Here is a 14,927-nt window from a genome sequence, read left to right as displayed (position 1 = left end):
GTGGCGTCACTGAATCGTCTCTGACGGCGCGTCTTTACCCGTGAAGGCCGAAAGAAGTTCGCGCTGGAGGCCGAACATTTCTTCCTTCTCCTCCGGCTCGGCGTGGTCAAAGCCGAGCAGATGCAGGATGCCGTGGGTGGTTAACAGCAGCATTTCATCTTGGGTGGAGTGCCCGGCATTAACTGCCTGGACCTCGGCTACCTGCGGGCAGACCGCGATATCCCCAAGCATGCCCTGGGGCGTGGGCTTGCCAGGTGTGCCCGGCGTCAACTCGTCCATGGGGACCGAGAGCACATCCGTGGAGCCCGGCTCGTCCATCAGTTCTATGTGCAGCTTCTCCATCGCCGGTTCATCCACCAGCAAGATCGACAGCTCGGCCTGCGGGTGGATAAACAGGCGTTCGAAGATGAATCGGGACAGCCGTACAAGTTCGGCCTCATCGACGGTGACGCCGGATTCGTTGTTGACCTCGATGCTCACGAGTGTTCTCCCCGCTTGTCGCGGGCCACGGAATGCTTGACCCGGTTCCTCTGGATTTCATCCCACGCACTGTAGGCGTTGACGATGTCTCCCACCAGGCGGTGCCGGACGACGTCGGAGGCGTCCAGGACTGTGAAATTGACGTCGTCGATGCCCCGCAGGATGTCCTCCACGATCCGGAGGCCGGACCTGGTCCCAAAAGGCAGGTCCACCTGGGTAACGTCACCGGTGACCACCATTTTGGAGCCGAATCCCAGCCGGGTGAGGAACATCTTCATCTGCTCCGGCGTGGTGTTCTGCGCCTCGTCCAGAATAATAAAGGCGTCATTGAGCGTCCGTCCGCGCATGTACGCGAGCGGGGCAACCTCGATGGTGCCGGCCGCTATCAGCCGCGGAATGGATTCGGGGTCCATCATTTCGTGCAGGGCATCATAGAGCGGACGCAAGTAGGGGTCGATCTTGTCGCTGAGTGTGCCCGGCAGGAAGCCGAGGCGCTCCCCCGCCTCGACGGCGGGCCGGGTCAGGATAATTCTCGTGACTTCCTTCTGCTGCAGAGCCTGGACGGCTTTGGCCATCGCCAGGTACGTTTTGCCGGTACCGGCCGGACCGATGCCGAAGATCACGGTATTGGCGTCAATGGCGTCTACGTAGTTCTTCTGGTTCAGCGTTTTCGGCCGGATTGTCTTCCCGCGGCTGGAGAGAATGTTGTGCGTGAGTATCTCGACCGGGCTCTGCAGCGACTGGCTTCGGAGCATCGACACAAGCTGCTGCAGGACAGCCGGAGTGATGACTGTGCCGCGGGCGACAAGGCCACGGACCTCGTTGAGCAGCCGCATGATCCGCGGCACATCCGCCGCCGAACCGCTGATCGCAAGTTCGTTGCCGCGGACGTGGAAATCGACAGCCGGGAACTGCGTCTCGATGAAGCGAAGGGCTTCATCATGGCTGCCGAGGGACTGGACCATCTGATCGGAATTATCGAACAGGACTACCTCCGTCCGCAGCCCTGGTAGGGAGTGGGGAAATTCACCTGCGGAGCGCTCTGCGTCGCTGATCCGGGACTTGCCGTTCGCTGCTTCAGTCATGGTCTTGGCCCGCGGGCCCCTGGTCCCCTCCAGTTCGGAAATGGTCTGTTCCGCGATCCGGTCCGACGGCGATGCTCGCCGTCCGCGGCCGGGGCAACGGGTAGCTCCATCTTACGCCAGCGCCGTGGACACGTCGCCCGGGGTGTCCGCCTCTGCGCTGCCCCGCCCTGCCGCGAACGGGCTTTAGGTATCAGGTATATATCGGCCGTATATCGTTCCCGTTGCAGTTCGGGCCCGCCTGCCCATTCCAGCTCTCCGCGCCAGACCTGTATGCAATGCTGGAAAATGCCTTCGCACGGCATTTTCATCCGGCCGGGCAGAGGCTTGGGCACGAAGGAACCGAGCAGAAAGGGCAGCAGCCATCAGGCAAGCCGGGATTGGGCAGGCAACAGCAGGCAGGCGTACCCGCCGGGCCGCGCTGCTGCTGATGCTGCCCGCCGCGCTCACCCTCTCCGGCTGCGTGGCGACCCCCCAAGCCGGGATCACAGACTCAGCCTCGCCGTCGCAAGCCCTCGCGCCCCAGGCATCCCCGCCCACCACAAGTGCCCCGCTGGAAACGACCCAAGCGTCCAACAAGGCGCCGGTGTACTGGATCGGCCGAAGCAACAACAGCACCTTCCTGTACCGGGAGTTCCGTGACGTTACGGAACAGGACAACCCGGTCACCCGGGCGCTGCGCGTTATGACCTCACAGAAACCGCTCGACCCGGACTTCTTCACCCCGTGGCAGGACCCCAAAAAACTCGCAAGCTCCATCTCGGGTAAAAACGTCATCACCGTGGACATGTCCGCCGACGCGTTTAACAGCAACCTGGACCCGGCCATGGCTGAGCGCGCAATCCAGCAGCTCGTCTACACAGCGACAGCAGCCGCGGCCAGCGCCGGACTGGTCGACTCCGGCCAGCAGATCCAGGTGGTGGTGCTGGTGGACGGGCACACCGACTACGTTGCCTTCAACCACGTCCGGTTGGGCTCCCCGACCTCGCGCAGCGTCGGAATGGTCGCTCCCGTCTGGATCATTGATCCGCAGGAAGGCACCACCGCCGCGGACGGCGCGGTAAAGATCTCCGGCCGCAGCACCGCCCCGGGCGGAAAGCTTCGCTGGGAGATTCTGCGCGTCAACGGCAGCGTCGAGACAACATACCTGAACGGGACCCTCACAGCCGCCGCCGAGGCCGACCAGTCGGGCGCCTTCAGCCTGTCGGTCAACTTGGGGCCGGGCCGCTACGAGGTTCGGGTATCCCAGCTGGAAGACAGTAACCCGGCCGAGGACCTGAACGTTGATACCCGCGGGTTCACGGTCAAGTAGTCAACACCGCAGCGCCGGGCAGCAATCCGGAGCGTCGCCGCGCTACCAGCGGCCCAGAATATCGCTGGCCAGGACAGTCGCGGCGGGCCCGGCCGTGGACGAGCGAAGTACATGCCGGCCGAGCAGGGCTGTTACGGCACCGGCGTCGCAGAGCCGTGTCACTTCCCGCGGGCTGATGCCACCTTCCGGTCCCACAATCAAAAGTATCTCCCGGTAGCTGCCGGCGCTGCCACCGGTGGCCCCGGTACCTTCCCAGGCCTCCAGCACCTGCCGCAGCGGACGCACGGCGTCCTCATGCAAGATGATGGCGAGGTCGGCGGCCGCCACGGCCCCCTGCAGTGCGGCGCTGTCGACGGCGGGGCGGACTTCGGGAATCCAAGCACGGCGCGCCTGCTTGGCCGCGGCGGTAACCACCGATTGCCACTTGGCATGGGCCTTGGCCGCACGGTCCGCCTTCCAGCGGACAATCGAGCGTTCAGCCTGCCAGGGCACCACGGCGTCGATCCCCAGCTCAGTGGCGGTCTCGGCGGCCAATTCATCCCGGTCGCCTTTCGCGAGGGCCTGGACCAGGACCAGCCGGGTCCCGGGCCGGGGTTCATCGGCAAGGACGGCGCACTTCACCGTCAGTTCGGCGGCTGCGACAGCCGCCACGGCGCCGGTGAGACGCTTTCCGGCGCCGTCGGCGATGTCAACGGACTCCCCGATGCCGAGGCGCTTAACCGTCACCGCATGGCGCGCCTCCGGACCGTCAAGGACAAAGAGCGATCCCGGGGCCAGCCCGTCCAGGGTACCGGGGGCAGTAAAAAAGACCGGGTTACTCACGCCTACAGGTTACCGAACCGGTCCCGCAGCTTGGCGAAGACCCCGCCGCTCGCGGCAAGCTTCCCTTCGCTGAACTGTTCGCCGCGCAACTTGGCCAACTGCCGAAGCAAATCCTCCTGGGCGGCGTCGAGCCGGGCGGGGGTGTCGACCTGAAGATGAACCTTCAGGTCCCCGCGGCCGTAGCCGCGCAGGTGGGTTACGCCGAGGCCCCTAAGTGTCATAACTTCACCGGACTGGGTGCCGGCCTTGACGTCAATCTCCTGCTGGCCGTCGAAGGTGTCGAGGGTCAGTTCGGTGCCGAGTGCGGCCGCCGTCATCGGGATGCTCAGGCTCGCGTGCAGGTCGTCGCCGTCGCGAATGTAGGTGGCGTCCTCCTTGACCCGGATCTCGACGTAGAGGTCCCCGGCGGGACCGCCGGCAGGTCCGGCCTCGCCCTGGCCGGAGAGCTGGATGCGGGTGCCGGTGGCGACGCCGGCGGGGACCTTCACGGTCAGGGACCGACGGCTGCGAATCCGGCCCTGGCCGGCACATTCGTTGCAGGGATCCTTGATGACCGTACCGAAGCCCTCGCAGGAACCGCAGGGTGCCGTGGTCATCACCTGGCCGAGGATGGAACGGACAGCGCGCTGCACCTGGCCGCTGCCGCCGCAGATGTCGCAGCGTTCCGGGTGGCTGCCTTCGCGGCAGCAGGAACCCTCACAGCTGGGACAGGTGACGGCCGTGTCGACTTCGAGCTTCTTGTTGACGCCGAAAACGGCGTCGCGGAGCTCGATCCGGACGCTGATCAGGGCGTCCTGGCCGCGGCGGATCCTGGATGCCGGTCCGGCCTGGCCGCCGGCACCGAAGAACGTCTCGAAAATGTCCTGGAAAGCGAAGCCCTGGCCGGAGTAGCTGCCGCCGCCGGAGCCGTTGGCGTTGCCGTTTTCGTTGCCCGTGGTGTCGTAGATCCGGCGCTTCTGCGGATCGGAGAGTACCTCGTAGGCGTGCGTGACCGCCTTGAACCGCTCAGAGGCGTCGTCCCCCGGGTTCACGTCCGGGTGGAGGGTCCGCGCCAGCTTGCGGTAAGCCTTCTTGATCTCTTCTCCCGTGGCTTCGCGGGAGACTCCAAGAACGTCGTAGTGGCTGCTCAAAGTTGTTATCTCTTCCTGGTAGTACTGCCTGTTAAGGGGCACGAAGTCTGATGCCGGCCCCGCGGGCCGGTCGGTTGCGGGTGGACGCGGTCCGTCAGGGACCGAGAATCCGGGAAAGGTAGCGTGCGACCGCCCGGACGGCGGCCATGGTCGTCGGGTAATCCATCCGGGTGGGGCCCAGCACTCCGACTTTCGCCGTCGCGTCCGGGCCGTAGCCGGTGGCCACCACCGAGGCCTCGGCGAGTCCGTCGTAAGGATTTTCTCTGCCGATGCTCACCGTCACGCCCCGGGGGTCAGCTGCCATGTCGCCGAGCAGGCGAAGCATCACCACCTGTTCCTCCAGGGCTTCCAGCACGGGGCCGATGCTCAGCGGGAAGTCCACGTTTGACCGGGCCAGGTTCGCGGTTCCGGCCATGACCATCCGGTCCTCGCGGCTGCTGGCGGCCAGAGCCTCAATGCCGCGGGCCAGCGCCTGGGCGGCGCTGCGACGCGCGGGCGGGCAGTTGCCGATCACCGAGTGCAGCGACTGCGGCAAGAGGTTCAGCGGGGTCCCTGAGATGCCGCCGAGGAACCGCGTGCGCAGCTCCGACAAGGCCTCATCCGAAAGATCGTGCCCCACGTCAATGACGCGTTGCTCCACCTTCCCGGTGTCCGCGATGAGCACCGCAAGTACTTTACGGGGCGCCAGCAGGACAAATTCGACGTGCCGCACCTTGGCCCGGCTCAGATGGGGGTACTGCACAACGGCGACCTGGTTGGTCAGCTGCGAGAGCAGCCGCACGGTCCGGTCCAGGACGTCGTCGAGGTCCTCAGAGCCTTCCAGCAGGGCCTGGATGGCCCGGCGTTCGGCCGGCGAAAGCCGTTTGACCGCCGAAATCTGGTCCACAAAAAGCCGGTAGCCCTTGTCCGTCGGGATTCGCCCGGCACTGGTGTGCGGTGCCGTAATGAGCCCCTCGTCCTCCAGGGCCGCCATGTCGTTGCGGATCGTGGCACTGGACACGCCGAGGTGGTGCCGCTCCACGAGGGCTTTGGATCCCACGGGTTCGCGTGAATGGACGTAGTCTTCCACGATGGCGCGCAGCACTTCGAGTTTGCGTGGTTCGCTCACGCTCCACCTCCTGTCGACCGTCCCGCATTCGATGCCACCGCCCGCCGCACGCGCCGGACACACAGTGTCCGGGCACACAGTGGCTAGCACTCGACATGCCTAAGTGCTAACCAGTCTAATATGAGTCGCCGCGTTGTTAGCATTGAATTCGCTTCGGGCGTTCTTCCCGGGGCAGGTGTTTTGGGGCACAGCCCACCGAGCGCAAAGCAGTGTGTAACCGATGTCGTACCAGAACTGGGGGCCCCAGGACCTGTCCGCGCCCGCCAAAACCCAACTACCCGAAGTGGCCGTCGAGCGCGGAATGGTGCTCGAAGATGTGCAGTCCGGCTGGGTCGGCGCCGTGACCCGGGTGGAGAAGTCCGGCGGGATGCACGTCGTCGCCCTGGAAGACCGCCGGGGGAAGTCCCGGTCCTTTCGCCTCGGCTTCGGTTTTCTGCTGGAAGGCCAGCCGATCCGGCTGATGCCGCCGGCGCCCCGCGGGAGCGCGGCGGCCGCCGGGGCCCGCACCGCCTCGGGTTCCGTCCGCGTGGCGGGCCAGCGCGCCCAGATCGCCAAAGCCAGCCGGATCTGGGTGGAAGGCAAACACGACGCCGAACTCGTCGAAAAGGTCTGGGGTGACGATCTTCGGGTCGAGGGTATCGTCGTGGAGCCGTTGCATGGCATCGACGACCTCAGCGGGGCGGTGGCTGCCTTCCGGCCCGGCCCCGGACGCCGCCTCGGTGTGCTGGTGGACCACCTGGTGCCCGATTCCAAGGAATCCAGGATCGCGGCGGCCGTGATGGCCTCCCCCGGGGCGGCCGGAAACGTCCTGATCGTTGGCCACCCCTACGTCGATGTCTGGCAGGCCATCCGGCCCGCGGTCCTGGGGATCGAGAAGTGGCCGGTAATCCCCCGCGGTGTGGACTGGAAGACGGGTATCCTGACCGCGTTCGGCTGGCCGCACAGCACCAAGGAAGACATTGGCCTGGGCTGGCAGAAACTCCTCGGCACGGTCCACAACTACGCTGACCTCGAACCCTCCCTGCTGGGCCGGGTCGAGGAGGTCATCGACTTCCTGACCGTCCCCTGAACGCCGCCGCCGGACATTCCTGCCAGCGGGCCGATCCGTGATTGCGCGCACCAGCACGTATTCTTGGTATGGCGGTTGCGCTTCCGGCGCAGCAGCGGCATTTCCAGGCACCAAGGCACCACCGCAATCCGAAGGAAAACACCGTGGCAGATGAAGCACGCGAGCATAACGGCGACAAGGCTGGCTATGGCCGGCCCCCTTACCATGGCGTTCCCGCCAACGCGCTGCCGCTGACGGCCGGCGAGGACCGGCAATGGGCCACCTTGGCTCATTTCGGCGGCATCCTCGGTTGCGTGCCCTCGTTGCTGATCTACCTGATCTTCAAGGACCGCGGACCGTTCACGGCGCAGGAGTCCAAAGAAGCCCTCAATTTCACGCTTCCCCCGACAATTGCTGCCGTGGTGTGCAACCTGCTGGTCTTTATCCCGGTAGTGGGCAACATTTTCGCCGTGCTTGCCACTCTGATCTGGATCGCCGTCACCTGCTTTTCGGTCGCAGCCGGAATCCACGTCAACCGCGGCCAGCCGCACCGCTACGAGTTCAACTTCCGCTTTATCAAATAGGGCCCCGGGCACGCAGGGTTAGTCCGGCAGGATCCTGCGGACCACTGCGTCCGCCAGCAGGCGGCCTTTGAGCGTGAGGATGAGGCTGCCGTGGAAGGCCGCGACGGGCTCCACCAGGCCATCGGCGATGAGTCCCGCGACAGCATGCCGCCCGGTATCCCCCAGTCCGCCCAGACTGGCAATGTCCAGCCCTGAGTTCAGCCGCGCTTCGAGCATCACGCGCTCGACGTTGCGGGTCGCAGAATCAAGGGTCTCCCGGCCGGCTGCCGGGGAAAGCCCGGAACCCATCCGATTGGCGTAGGCAGTGGGGTGCTTCACGTTCCACCAGCGCACACCGCCCACGTGCGAGTGAGCGCCCGGGCCGACTCCCCACCAGTCATCGCCCCGCCAATAGGCGAGATTATGCCGGCAGGCCTGTTCCGGGCTGCGGGACCAGTTGCTGACCTCGTACCAGGACAGTCCAGCGGCGGAGATGAGTTCGTCGGCCAGTTCGTACTTTGCCGCATGGTCGTCGTCGTCAATTCCCGCTACCTCGCCACGGCGGATTTGCGCGGCAAGCTTCGTGCCATCCTCGATGATCAGTGCGTAGGCGCTGATGTGGTCAGGCTGATAGGACAACGCGGTCTCCAGCGAGAAGCGCCAGTCGGCCAGCGACTCCCCCGGCGTTCCGTAGATCAGGTCCAGGCTGACGGCGAGCCCGGCCTCCCGCGCCCATTGAACGGCCTGGGGAACCCGGCTGGGAGTGTGGGTGCGGTCCAGTACCTTAAGGACATGCGGCACCGCAGACTGCATGCCGAACGACACCCGGGTGAATCCGGCGTTGGCCAGCAGCTGAAGGGATTCGGGGGTGACCGAGTCCGGGTTCGCCTCAGTGGTGACCTCGGCCCCGGGCGCCAGGCCCCACGCCCCGATGGCGGCGGCAAGGATTCGGGCCAGGTCCCCGGCGGGGAGCAGTGTCGGCGTTCCGCCGCCGAAGAAGACAGTGCTCAGCGGGCGGGGCGGCAGGCCGCTGGCCGCCATGACCGCCGCCGCAAAGGAAACTTCTGCCACCGCCGTGCCGGCGTAGGCGTCCTGCGAGGCGCCGCCACCGAGCTCCGTGGCGGTATAGGTGTTGAAGTCGCAGTAACCGCAGCGCACGGCGCAGAACGGGATATGCACGTACAGCCCAAAATCCCGGGAAGCGGCACCCTCCAGTGCCTGGCCGGGCAGCAGCCCGTCCGGTGGCGCCGGATCGCCCAGCGGAAGGACGCTAGGCACGGGCCGGGCCCGTCTGCCGTGGAACAGTCGTTGCTGGCACCGTTACTTCTTGGCCTTATCCTTGGACTCATCCGTGGTGAGGGCGGCGATAAAGGCTTCCTGCGGGACCTCCACACGGCCCACCATCTTCATGCGTTTTTTGCCTTCCTTCTGCTTTTCCAGCAGTTTGCGCTTTCGGGTGATGTCACCGCCGTAGCACTTGGCGAGCACGTCCTTGCGGATCGCGCGGATGCTTTCCCGGGCAATGATGCGGGAGCCAATGGCGGCCTGGATGGGAACCTCGAACTGCTGGCGCGGAATGAGTTCGCGCAGCTTGCCGGTCATCATCACGCCGTAGGCGTAGGCCTTGTCCCGGTGGGTGATGGCGCTGAAAGCATCCACCTGTTCGCCCTGGAGCATAATGTCGACCTTGACCAGGTCAGCGACCTGGTCCCCGTCCGCTTTCCAGTCCAGCGACCCGTAGCCGCGGGTCTTGGACTTGAGGATGTCAAAGAAATCAAAGACGATCTCGGCCAACGGCAGACGGTACCGGATTTCCACCCGGTCCTCGGAGAGGTAGTCCATGCCGCCCATCACGCCGCGCCGGCTCTGGCACAGCTCCATGATGGCCCCGACAAACTCGTTCGGCGCCAGGATGGTGGCGGCGACCATAGGCTCACGGACCTCGGCGATCTTGCCGCTGGGGTATTCACTGGGGTTGGTGACGTGGACGACCTTCTTGTCCTCCAGGGTTACCTCGTACTCCACGTTCGGAGCGGTGGAGATCAGGTCGAGGTTGTATTCGCGTTCCAAACGCTCCCTGGTGATTTCCAGGTGCAGCAGCCCCAGGAAGCCGACTCGGAACCCGAATCCCAGCGCCGCGGACGTCTCCGGCTCGTAGACCAGGGCGGCATCGTTGAGCATCAGCTTCTCCAACGCATCGCGGAGCACCGGGTAGTCCGTGCCGTCCAGGGGATACAGGCCGGAGAAGACCATCGGCTTGGCATCGGCATAGCCGGGAAGTGATTCGCTGGCCGGCTTGGCCAGGTTGGTGACGGTGTCGCCGACCTTGGACAGGCGGACGTCCTTGACACCGGTGATGAGGTAGCCCACCTCGCCGACACCGAGGCCCTTGGAGGGGGTTGGCTCCGGGGAGCTGACACCAATCTCGAGGAGTTCATGGGTGGCACGGGTGGACATCATCTGGATGCGTTCGCGGGGGTGCAGCATGCCGTCAACCACGCGGACGTAGGTAACTACGCCGCGGTAGGTGTCGTAGACGGAGTCGAAGATCATGGCGCGCGCGGGAGCGTTGGGATCGCCCACCGGAGCCGGCAGGTCTCGGACGATCTTATCCAGCAGAACCTCCACGCCCATACCCGTCTTGCCGGACACCCGGAGCACATCGTCGGGCTCGCCGCCGATCAGGTTGGCGAGTTCCGCCGCGTACTTCTCGGGCTGGGCTGCGGGAAGGTCGATCTTGTTCAGGACCGGAATGATCGTAAGGTTGTTCTCCATCGCCAGGTAAAGATTGGCCAGGGTCTGGGCCTCGATGCCCTGCGCAGCGTCGACCAGAAGGATCGCGCCTTCACACGCCGCGAGCGAGCGGGAGACCTCGTAGGTGAAGTCGACGTGTCCCGGGGTGTCGATCATGTTCAGCGCGTAGCTGACGCCGTCGAGCTCCCAAGGCATGCGGACGGCCTGGGATTTGATGGTGATGCCGCGTTCGCGCTCAATGTCCATGCGGTCCAGGTACTGGGCCTTCATGTCACGGGACTGGACGACGCCGGTGTACTGGAGCATCCGGTCGGCCAGTGTGGACTTGCCGTGGTCAATGTGCGCAATGATGCAGAAGTTCCGGAGGATGGCCGGATCTGTTGCGGCGGGCACCGGGGCGGTGCGGGCCATGGGAGACACGCAGGGTCCTTACTGTTGGCATTACGGGTGGCTTTTCCACGGATCGGCGCTGGCTCTGGTTTCCCGTCCTGCGACGTGCCGCGTAGCTGAACCTATAGTCTCCCACGTCCGGGCCCGTGGGAGTGCATCCCTGCTCCGTACAGCGGCGCCGATGTTCCGCCTGGATTCTTCGCCGCAGTTGTGCCCGGCGCCGGTACTGGGTGCCGGTAGGGTTTCCCCATGGCTTGGAACTTACGCTCGATCGGCAACGCTGTCCGCAGGACCTTGAGATTCCTGGAGGGCCAGCCCCGCTCCGCGCCGGGCAGCTCCCCGCCGGGAAGAACACCCGCCAGCCAGCCAGCCCCGGGCTCACTGACCGGTACCTACCCCGGAGATTTCCGCGGCACGGCCAAGGTGAGCTACGCCCCGTCTGCCAACGGACGCCCGGAGCCGGGCGAAGTTGTCTGGACCTGGGTGCCGCACGAGGAAGACTATTCGCAGGGCAAGGACCGGCCGGTGCTGCTGGTGGGCAGCAACGGCTCCTACCTGCTGGGGCTTATGCTGACCAGCAAGGACCACGACGGGGACCCTCGCCGGGCCGATGACTACGCCGACATCGGCACCGGCCCCTGGGACCGGCAGCGCCGTCCGAGTGAAGCGAAACTGGACCGTGTCCTGCAGATCAATCCCCGGGATGTCCGGCGCGAGGGCGCGATCCTCGACCGCAAGAGCTTCAACGTCATCGCCGCCGCCCTGAGGACCCGCCAGGGGTGGCGCTGACCGGGCACTCAATCGCCAGCAGACCGGTCTCTCTGCTATTATTGACAGCTGTGTGTCCGTGCAGGTCGACGGCCACAGATGGTTGGTCGCCATAGGTATCCCCACGCCGCTCAGTCAATGGCCAATCTGAAAGCCCTCTAGACCATTTTCCGCATTGAAAAAGAGAGTTCACACGTGGCTAATATTAAGTCCCAGAAGAAGCGCATCCTCACCAACGAGAAGGCCCGCCTGCGCAACAACGCAGTCAAGTCAGAGCTGAAGACGGCCATCCGCGCCGTCAACACCGCCGTTGAGTCAACCGACAAGGATGCGGCCGCTACCGCACTGCTTTCCGCCAGCCGCAAGCTGGACAAGGCTGTCAGCAAGGGCGTTCTCCACAAGAACAACGCCGCAAACCGCAAGTCGGCCATCTCCAAGAAGGTCAACGCGCTCTAAGGTTTCCAGTTCTTTCGAACTGACGATTGTGGCCGGCACCCCAGGGTGCCGGCCACTTCCAGTTAAGCGCTAGAGCGACCGTGCGCAGCACCTGCTGCGTGGGCACCGGTCCCGGTCCTGGCTCAGCGGCGGACGGAGGTAGCGATCACGGTTACGGCGTGTTCGACGGCGTAGACCGGGTCCCGGGACAGGCCCTTCACCTGGGCGTCGGCCTCGGCGGTGACCTGGATGGACCGGACAAGCCCTTCGGGGGTCCAGCGCCGGACCTCCCGCTGTGCCTGCTCGACCAGCCAGGGTTGCATGCCCAGTTGCTTGGCAATCTGCGACGAGGACCCCTGGGCGCCGGCCACCTTGGCGAGGCTCCGGAGCTTCGAGGCCAGCGCGGCCACCAAGGGAACCGGGTCCGCCCCGGTATCGAGGGCGTGGCGCAGGGTGGAGAGGGCCAGCGGCGCATTCCCTGCCATCGCTGCGTCGGCTACCTTGAACGCGGTGGCTTCCACCCGGCCCCCGTAGTACCGGTCCACCATGGCAGAATCCACGCTGGTGGACGCATCGGCGATCAATTGGCTGCAGGCGGCGGCCAGTTCGGCGAGCTGGGCGCCGACGGCGTTGACGAGGGCATGCACGGCATCGGGATCAATGCGGCGGGAAGCTGCCCGAAACTCGGCTGCCACAAACGCGACCTTGTCCGCGTCCTTTTTCAGCGGCTGGCAGTCCACCACCGGCCATCCGCCGGATTTGATGGCGTCCAGGAGCTTCTTCCCGCGCACGCCGCCACTATGGCGCAGGACGAGGACAGCGTCGGGCTCGGGCCGGGCGAGGTATCTGAGACCGTCAGCGAGGAACGCGTCGTTCATGCCCTCCAGTCCTTCCACCTCGATCAGCTTCTGTTCGCCGAAAAGTGACGGACTGACATTCATGGCGAGGGAACCGGGCTCGTAGTTGCCGGCAGTGAGCCGGGTGACTTCGACATCAGGGGCGGCGGCGCGGACCTGCGCCCGGATCCGGTCCATGGCGCGGGAGCCCAGGTAGTCTTCCGGGCCGCCCACCAGCACAACGGCTGCCGGGCTCACATCGCGCCAGGTGGCCGTGTTCGAAGCCGCGGGCCGGGTGCGTGGGGTCTGGGCAGCAGCCACTGAGGTTTCCTCCCGGAAGATTGTGTGCAGACTCTAAGCCTGCCACGGCCGGGGCGGTGCACCAAGCCGGGCCAGCTCCCTTCCCGGGCCGAGTGCCGGCCATCGCCGCGCATCGGTATCCGGTTCAGCAACGCCACCGTTCGCTGATGTGCCGTCAGGGCCAACCCGGCCGTCCGGAAGGGGTGGAAGGCCAGCCACCAGGCGGCGAAGGCCGCGGCCGAGAAGAGCGCCATGGTCGCGGCGCCGTAGGCCCCGTCCGGCCACGGCAGCACCGCGCCGGGCAGGCCCGCGAAGAACCGGGCAATTCCTCCTACCCCGGCGGCGAAGGCGGCGGCGACGCCCAACGGGACAGCGGCGAAGCCCGGAGCCAGCGGAACCAGCGGCACGGCCGCGGTCCCCAGCAGCGTGACCGGGGCAACCAGGGCAGCGGCGGCCATGTTGGCGGGCAGGGCGTAGGAAGTGAACTGGGGCTGGAGCAGAACGATGACCGGCCCGCAGAATGCCTGTGCGGAAAGCGGCACGGCCACTGCAGCGGCGGCCCAACGCGGTACGGCTGCCGGAAACCACTTCATGACCGGTCTGCCTGTGGTCACAATACCCAGGGTCGCCAGCACGGAGAGCAGGAATCCGAAGCTGGCGGCCAGCACCGGTTGGAGCAGGACAAGGCCGGTGACGGCCACGCACAGGAGGCTTAGCCCGCGTCCTGGCCGGCCGCCGGCAAGGGCCGCAAGACCGATGGCGCCCATCACCGCGGCCCGCAGGACACTCGCATCCGGGCCCACCACCAGGACGAACAGGCCCAAGCCAACCAGGCAGAGGACCGAAGCGAGTACCCGGCTCAATCGCAGGCTGCGCGCGGCCAGCAGGAGGGCGCCTAGGATGACGCTGCAGTTGGCGCCGCTCACTGCCGTCAGATGGGTCATGCCGACAGACCTCATCGCCACGTCCAGCTCCTCGTCCAGGAGGGTCGTGTCGCCGGTGACCATTCCCGGCAGGAGTCCCCGGGCGTCGCCGCCGAACTGCCCGGTGGCCGCAGTGAAACGGCTGCGCAGCTCCCCCGGGGCGAGCTGCCAGGTGCCGGGCTCCCCGACCGTCGTGGGGACGGAACTTGCCAGGAGGACTGCCGCTTCGGTCAGGCCCGGTGTGGGCGGAGCAAGTTTACCGGTCGTTCGGATCCGCCGGCCGGGGACGGCGTACTCCCAGCCGGCGCCGCCCAGGACCAGGAGCCTGGCCGGTACGCGTACCCGCTGCGCGTCGAAGGTCATGTCGATCAGCGTGACCGGTACGGCCCATCGGTCCGCCGCCCCGGTATGCCCGGGCGACTTGAGCCGGCGCGGCGTCCCCGTTACCTCCACTTCCGCGGCAACGGCTGTTACCTCGGCTGCGGCGGCAGACACGGCACCCTCGTGCCTGAGGGAAGAATCTGCGGCGGCGTGCCCGCCGGCGGCAGCCGCGAGCAGCAGTGCCACGGCCATCGTCGCGCGGAAGCTTCGCCGGGCCGGCGGGCCCGGCTGCCCACTGCCTGAACCGGCTGCCGCCACGGCCAGGAGCAGCCCGGACCCCGTCACGAAGCTCATGCAGAGCGCCGCCAGGACCGCCGGGGGCAGCTGCTGCGCCGCGGCCGCCGTCGCCCAGACCATTGCCGCCATCGGAACCAGGCGCACATCGGTCCTGCGCCATAAGTCCTCCCGCGCCGGCGCGGGCCCGCCCGGGGCTTCCCATGACGCACACCAGGTGCGGAGCCTCGGGCCAAGCATCCGGAGCCGGCCGGACCACTCCGGTGGCGGCGGCCCCTTCGCCTCCCGCGGCTGCTGGTTTGCGGCGGGCCGGCGGGCCGCGGCGTCCACGTACCGCTGCCAGCGGCTGCCGTGGTCCATG

At 66.5% G+C, this 14,927-nt stretch carries 14 protein-coding genes; 5 read left to right on the top strand and 9 right to left on the bottom strand.

Annotated elements, in window-relative coordinates:
* Positions 1-6: 6 nt before the first annotated feature.
* Positions 7-480, bottom strand: a complete 474-nt coding sequence (ybeY, locus tag QMG72_RS02955; RefSeq protein ID WP_226775168.1) for an rRNA maturation RNase YbeY — start codon at positions 478-480, stop codon at positions 7-9.
* The gene (locus tag QMG72_RS02950) at positions 477-1,565 is read right to left on the bottom strand and encodes a PhoH family protein (protein ID WP_283479612.1); all 1,089 of its coding nucleotides are present in this window, start codon (positions 1,563-1,565) and stop codon (positions 477-479) included. The genes ybeY and QMG72_RS02950 overlap by 4 nt, the downstream gene beginning before the upstream one ends.
* A 427-nt stretch (positions 1,566-1,992) precedes the next feature.
* Between QMG72_RS02950 and QMG72_RS02945 the strand changes: the two genes are divergently transcribed.
* Positions 1,993-2,874, top strand: coding sequence for a GerMN domain-containing protein (locus tag QMG72_RS02945; RefSeq protein WP_226775166.1), 882 nt, complete (start codon positions 1,993-1,995; stop codon positions 2,872-2,874).
* A 42-nt stretch (positions 2,875-2,916) separates the two neighbouring features.
* Here QMG72_RS02945 and QMG72_RS02940 read toward each other — a convergent pair whose 3' ends face one another.
* From QMG72_RS02940 to hrcA, 3 genes are all read right to left on the bottom strand, one after another.
* Entirely contained in the window at positions 2,917-3,696 is a 780-nt protein-coding gene (locus QMG72_RS02940) for a 16S rRNA (uracil(1498)-N(3))-methyltransferase (RefSeq protein WP_283479611.1), read from the bottom strand.
* Positions 3,697-3,698: 2 nt separating this feature from the next.
* Positions 3,699-4,826, bottom strand: coding sequence for a molecular chaperone DnaJ (dnaJ, locus tag QMG72_RS02935; protein ID WP_226775164.1), 1,128 nt, complete (start codon positions 4,824-4,826; stop codon positions 3,699-3,701).
* Between the two features lie 94 nt (positions 4,827-4,920).
* The gene (hrcA, locus tag QMG72_RS02930) at positions 4,921-5,934 is read right to left on the bottom strand and encodes a heat-inducible transcriptional repressor HrcA (protein ID WP_226775163.1); all 1,014 of its coding nucleotides are present in this window, start codon (positions 5,932-5,934) and stop codon (positions 4,921-4,923) included.
* A gap of 220 nt (positions 5,935-6,154) precedes the next feature.
* On the opposite strand from hrcA, the gene QMG72_RS02925 reads away from it, so the two are divergent.
* Both QMG72_RS02925 and QMG72_RS02920 read left to right on the top strand, forming a co-directional pair.
* A complete protein-coding gene (locus tag QMG72_RS02925; RefSeq protein ID WP_226775162.1) occupies positions 6,155-7,003 on the top strand; it encodes a DUF3097 family protein in 849 nt (282 codons plus the stop codon).
* A 143-nt stretch (positions 7,004-7,146) separates the two neighbouring features.
* Positions 7,147-7,566: a DUF4870 domain-containing protein gene (locus tag QMG72_RS02920; protein WP_226775161.1), complete on the top strand. Its 420-nt coding sequence runs from the start codon at positions 7,147-7,149 to the stop codon at positions 7,564-7,566.
* An 18-nt stretch (positions 7,567-7,584) separates the two neighbouring features.
* Here QMG72_RS02920 and hemW read toward each other — a convergent pair whose 3' ends face one another.
* Together hemW and lepA are read right to left on the bottom strand one after the other, a co-directional pair.
* Entirely contained in the window at positions 7,585-8,823 is a 1,239-nt protein-coding gene (gene hemW, locus QMG72_RS02915) for a radical SAM family heme chaperone HemW (RefSeq protein WP_283479609.1), read from the bottom strand.
* Positions 8,824-8,865: 42 nt separating this feature from the next.
* Positions 8,866-10,719 carry a translation elongation factor 4 gene (gene lepA / locus QMG72_RS02910; protein ID WP_226775159.1) on the bottom strand — a complete coding sequence of 618 codons (1,854 nt, stop codon included), beginning with the start codon at positions 10,717-10,719 and terminating at the stop codon, positions 8,866-8,868.
* Between the two features lie 219 nt (positions 10,720-10,938).
* On the opposite strand from lepA, the gene QMG72_RS02905 reads away from it, so the two are divergent.
* Entirely contained in the window at positions 10,939-11,478 is a 540-nt protein-coding gene (locus QMG72_RS02905; RefSeq protein WP_283479608.1) for a type II toxin-antitoxin system PemK/MazF family toxin, read from the top strand.
* 174 nt (positions 11,479-11,652) lie between these two features.
* On the top strand, positions 11,653-11,913 hold the full coding sequence (rpsT, locus tag QMG72_RS02900) for a 30S ribosomal protein S20 (protein ID WP_226775157.1): 261 nt from the start codon (positions 11,653-11,655) through the stop codon (positions 11,911-11,913).
* 122 nt (positions 11,914-12,035) lie between these two features.
* Here rpsT and holA read toward each other — a convergent pair whose 3' ends face one another.
* A complete protein-coding gene (gene holA / locus QMG72_RS02895; protein ID WP_226775156.1) occupies positions 12,036-13,049 on the bottom strand; it encodes a DNA polymerase III subunit delta in 1,014 nt (337 codons plus the stop codon).
* Complete coding sequence (locus QMG72_RS02890; RefSeq protein WP_256446874.1) at positions 12,983-14,926, bottom strand: ComEC/Rec2 family competence protein; 1,944 nt, start codon at positions 14,924-14,926, stop codon at positions 12,983-12,985. Before QMG72_RS02890 ends, holA begins: the two co-directional genes overlap by 67 nt.
* Position 14,927: the final 1 nt, after the last annotated feature.

It is taken from the genome of Pseudarthrobacter sp. PH31-O2 (assembly GCF_030063265.1).
Classification (GTDB): Bacteria; Actinomycetota; Actinomycetes; order Actinomycetales; family Micrococcaceae; genus Arthrobacter.
This window is presented reverse-complemented; position numbering and strand designations above follow the sequence as displayed.

Bases quoted from the DNA above. Each gene is read 5' to 3' on its own strand.
- QMG72_RS02890 (WP_256446874.1), bottom strand. From the start codon at position 14,926: ATGGACCACGGCAGCCGCTGGCAGCGGTACGTGGACGCCGCGGCCCGC.
- QMG72_RS02945 (WP_226775166.1), top strand. From the start codon at position 1,993: ATGCTGCCCGCCGCGCTCACCCTCTCCGGCTGCGTGGCGACCCCCCAA.
- QMG72_RS02925 (WP_226775162.1), top strand. From the start codon at position 6,155: ATGTCGTACCAGAACTGGGGGCCCCAGGACCTGTCCGCGCCCGCCAAA.
- QMG72_RS02905 (WP_283479608.1), top strand. From the start codon at position 10,939: ATGGCTTGGAACTTACGCTCGATCGGCAACGCTGTCCGCAGGACCTTG.
- QMG72_RS02950 (WP_283479612.1), bottom strand. From the start codon at position 1,565: ATGACTGAAGCAGCGAACGGCAAGTCCCGGATCAGCGACGCAGAGCGC.